Below are 4,602 nucleotides of genomic sequence, written 5' to 3'. Positions count from 1 at the left end.
GGATCTAAAAAAGATGACTCCTGTTCAATACAGAAATCATCTTCTTAATGTAGCATAGGCTTTTTTAAATTGTCCTTGACAAAGGGTACATTTTAGTTTTTTATTCATATTTCATTTCAGCTAAACGATGATAACTATTGTATCTTTCTTTTGCGTGTGTTTCTGCTTCTTTAAATAATTCTTCTGCCATATCCGGGAATGTATTTTTAAGTAACATATATCGAATCTCACTTTCAATATACTCCCTAAACGGTGCTTTTGGCTTTTTAGAATCTAAAACAAATGGATTCTTTCCTTCTTCACTTAAAGTAGGATTATATCGATATAGATGCCAATATCCTGCTTCTACTGCATTTTTCTCCTGCACTACAGTAGTTCCCATCCCCGTCTTGATGCCATGATTGATACATGGTGCATAACAAATAATTAATGATGGTCCTTTATATTTTTCTGCTTCAGCAATTGCTTTGATTGTATGGTTCATATTTGCACCCATAGCTACTTGTGCAACATATACATAACCATAACTCATAGCCATTAATCCTAAATCTTTTTTACGTATTTTCTTACCTGATGATGCGAATTTTGCCACTGCTGCTGTTGGTGTAGCCTTTGAAGATTGACCACCTGTATTTGAGTAAACTTCTGTATCAAATACCAATACATTTACATCTTCTCCTGATGCAAGGACATGATCTAATCCACCATATCCAATATCATAAGCCCATCCATCTCCACCGACAATCCATACAGATTTCTTAATGAGAAAATCTTTTTTCTCTAATATTTCCGTAACAATAGGATTTTCTTTATGTTTATACTCTTTTAATAAAGCAAGTAATGTTTCTGCTGATTTTCTAGATCCTTCACCATCATGCATTTCCTGTAGATAATTTGTCATTGCATCTTTACAATCTTGGTCTAAATCTGAATTTAATCCCTCATTCATTAAATCCTTCAATCTTTCTTTTATTTGACTTACCCCTAAATACATACCATAGCCATATTCCGCATTATCTTCAAATAATGAATTTGCCCATGCAGGACCTTTTCCTTTATCATTAGTTGTAAACGGAATAGAGGGGGCACTGCCTCCCCAAATAGATGAACATCCTGTTGCATTCGCAATCATCATACGATCCCCATAAAGCTGTGTAACCAATTTTAAATAAGCAGTCTCTCCACATCCTGCACAAGCACCATGGAATTCTAATAATGGTTTTACAAATTGACTCCCCTTTAGTGTATACTTATTCATTAAGTCATCTTTCATAGGAATATTATTCGCTGCATATTCCCAATTTTCTTGCTGCCTTAAAGTTTCTTTTTCTGCCTCTACCATGACTAATGCCTTTTGCGGTGCTGGACAAATATCTGCACAGTTTCCACATCCTGTACAATCTAATGGACTCACTTGAATACGATACTGCATATTTTCTAAACCTTTTCCAATAGCTTTCTTTGTTTCAAAAGGTTCCGGCTTATTTTTTATTTCTTCTTCATCTAATAAAAATGGTCTAATAACCGCATGTGGACATATATAGGAACATTGATTACACTGAATACATTTATCTGTTTGCCACTGTGGTATCATCACAGCAATGCCACGTTTTTCATAAGCTGTTGTGCCGAGTGGGAATGTTCCGTCTTCTATCCCTTCAAATGCGCTTACTGGCAAATCATCACCTTCATTTTTCGCCATAGGTCTTTGAATGTTTTTTACAAAATAAGGCTCGTCTTTTTCTGGCATTGGTACATCTGTTTCATTTTCCCAATTTCTTGGTACATTTACTTTTACAAGTCCATCCAGTCCTTGATCTATTGCTTGATGATTCATATTCACGATTTTTTCGCCTTTTTTACCGTAAGTAGATACAACCAATTCTTTTAAATATTTTACAGCATCCTCAATTGAAATTACTTTTGCCAATTTGAAAAATGCTGATTGCATAATCATATTTATTCTTCCACCAAGACCAATATCTTGCGCAATTTTCACTGCATCTATTATATAGAAATCAATATTTTTTTCCGCAATTTTTCTTTTAAGTGCGGCTGGTAACTTTTCATTCAGTTCGCCCTCAGACCAAGGACAATTGAGTACAAAAGTTCCATTTTCTTTGAGTCCTTTTAATAAATCATAATGATATACATAAGATTTGTTGTGACAAGCAATAAAATCTGCATGGTTAATAAGATATGTAGATTTTATTGGTTTTTCTCCAAATCTTAAATGAGAAATGGTTGTTCCTCCTGATTTTTTGCTGTCATAGGAAAAATATGCTTGTGCATATAAATCTGTCTTGTCTCCTATAATCTTAATAGCCATCTTATTGGCCCCTACGGTTCCATCAGAACCTAATCCCCAGAACTTACAGCGAATCGTTCCCTCTGGTGTTGTCTCAATTTCTTTTTGTTCTTTCAAAGAAGTATGATTTATATCATCTATGATCCCAATTGTAAAATGATTCTTTGGATGTTTTTCTTTAAGATTTTCATATACGGCTACAATTTGATCAGGTGTAGTATCTTTTGAACCAAGACCATATCTTCCACCTATAATAACTGGCTGATTTTCTTTATCATAGAAAATACTCCTTATATCTGTATAAAGCGGTTCTCCTACTGCCCCTGGTTCTTTTGTGCGATCTAGCACAGCAATTTTTTTCACTTTCTTAGGCAATACATCAAAGAAATATTTTTCTGAGAAAGGTCTATACAGTCTAATTTTGATTAAGCCCACCTTTTCTCCTTGCTTATTCAAATAGTCTACTGTTTCTTCAATGGTTTCACAAACTGAACCCATTGCAACAATTATATTTTCTGCATCCTTGTCCCCATAATAATCAAATGGTTTATATTTTCTTCCAGTAATACTACTAATTTCTTTCATATATTCTGCTACAATCTCTGGGATCTTTTCATAAAATGGATTTGCAGCTTCTCTTCCTTGGAAGTAAATGTCTGGATTTTGTGCTGTACCTCTTAATACTGGACGTTCTGGATTCAATGAACGATTACGAAAAGCTGCTACCGCTTCAAAATCTAAAAGCTTTCTAAAATCTTCATAATCAATTAATTCTACCTTTTGGATTTCATGAGAAGTCCTAAATCCATCAAAAAAATGTAAAAATGGTACTCTAGATTTAATTGCAGCTAAATGCGCAATTCCTCCTAAATCAATCGCTTCTTGTACACTATTCGATGCTAGGAGTGCAAAGCCTGTTTGTCTAGCTGCCATAACATCTTGGTGATCTCCAAAAATAGATAAAGCATGCGCTGCTAGTGCTCGTGCACTTACATGAAACACACCAGGCAATAATTCTCCCGCCATTTTATACATATTGGGTACCATTAAAAGCAATCCTTGAGATGCTGTATAAGTAGTGGTAAGCGCACCTCCTTGAAGCGAACCATGCATTGCTCCTGCTGCGCCTGCTTCTGATTGAAGTTCTGACACCTTTACTGTTTGTCCAAACAAATTTTTCTTTCCATGTGCTGCCCATTCATCTACCTTCTCTGCCATAGGAGAAGAAGGGGTAATAGGAAAAATTGCTGCCACTTCTGTAAATGCATAAGATACATAAGCAGCCGCTTCATTCCCATCCATCGTTTTCATCTTTTTTGCCATTTTTTATCCTCCTTTTCATTTAACTACTTTCTTATTGTTTTCATATATATGCCAAATTATTTCAATATCTAATAATTATTGTTTACTTTTTTCCAATTGTAATACATAAAATTATTAATACTATTTTTAAATTATAAAAGACTAGCATATGCTAAAAATTCACATGCTAGTCTTTTATGCTATTTTCTTTGAATTTTTTTAGTTGCTGTAAATCTTCAATATATACAGTCTTCAATTCTCTTCTATAGATTATTGCTGCTGGATGATATAAGGGAAACAAATTATATTCACGATCATTTATATTTACCTTGTCATTTTTTCCATGAAGCTCTCCGATTTTAGCATTTTCATCTCCTTTTACCGTCTTTAATGGTACATTTCCAAGTGTAACAATGATTTGAGGTTTGATGATCGCTATTTCATCAAAGAGATATTTTTTGAAGTCCTCTATCTCTTTTTTTGATGGCGCTCTATTAATTTCGCCCTTTGTTTTACTGCTTTTTTTTGTAGGTCTAAACTTTACTGTATTTGTAATATAAATTTCCTTTCTATCTAATTCTAATATTTCAAGAAATTCCTCAAGATGTTTTCCAGCCTGACCAACAAAAGGTAATTTTACTTCTACCTCTTTTGCTCCAGGGGCTTCTCCTATAAGTAAGATCTTGCTATTCATACTTCCTGTTCCTAAAACAATTTCCTTTTCTTTATGTTCTTCTAGTATTCTTTTATTGAGTTCTTCTAATTGTCTTTCCTTCAACAAAAACATCCTCTCTATATTGCTTATTTTATATAAATAATCTCTATTTTTTCTCATCTACACGCTTTTATCCTATCTAATAAATTCATTTGATTTATTGCAACTTATATAAGTTTATTCACCACTTTACAAGTAATCAATTATCTGTTTCCATAAAATAACAAAATCAGATACCTTAATCCTAGGAATACTAATTTTACAAGAACCAAACCCC

The 4,602-nt window shown here is 33.5% G+C and carries 2 protein-coding genes; both read right to left on the bottom strand.

From position 1 onward, the window contains the following. Positions 1–100: 100 nt before the first annotated feature. Positions 101–3,631, bottom strand: coding sequence for a pyruvate:ferredoxin (flavodoxin) oxidoreductase (gene nifJ / locus EV214_RS18375; RefSeq protein ID WP_132248451.1), 3,531 nt, complete (start codon positions 3,629–3,631; stop codon positions 101–103). 166 nt (positions 3,632–3,797) lie between these two features. Next, positions 3,798–4,388 (bottom strand): uracil-DNA glycosylase, encoded by a 591-nt coding sequence (locus EV214_RS18370; RefSeq protein ID WP_330571347.1) that lies wholly within the window; start codon positions 4,386–4,388, stop codon positions 3,798–3,800. Positions 4,389–4,602: the final 214 nt, after the last annotated feature.

It is taken from the genome of Marinisporobacter balticus (assembly GCF_004345705.1).
Lineage (GTDB): Bacteria > Bacillota > Clostridia > Peptostreptococcales > Thermotaleaceae > Marinisporobacter > Marinisporobacter balticus.
This window is presented reverse-complemented; position numbering and strand designations above follow the sequence as displayed.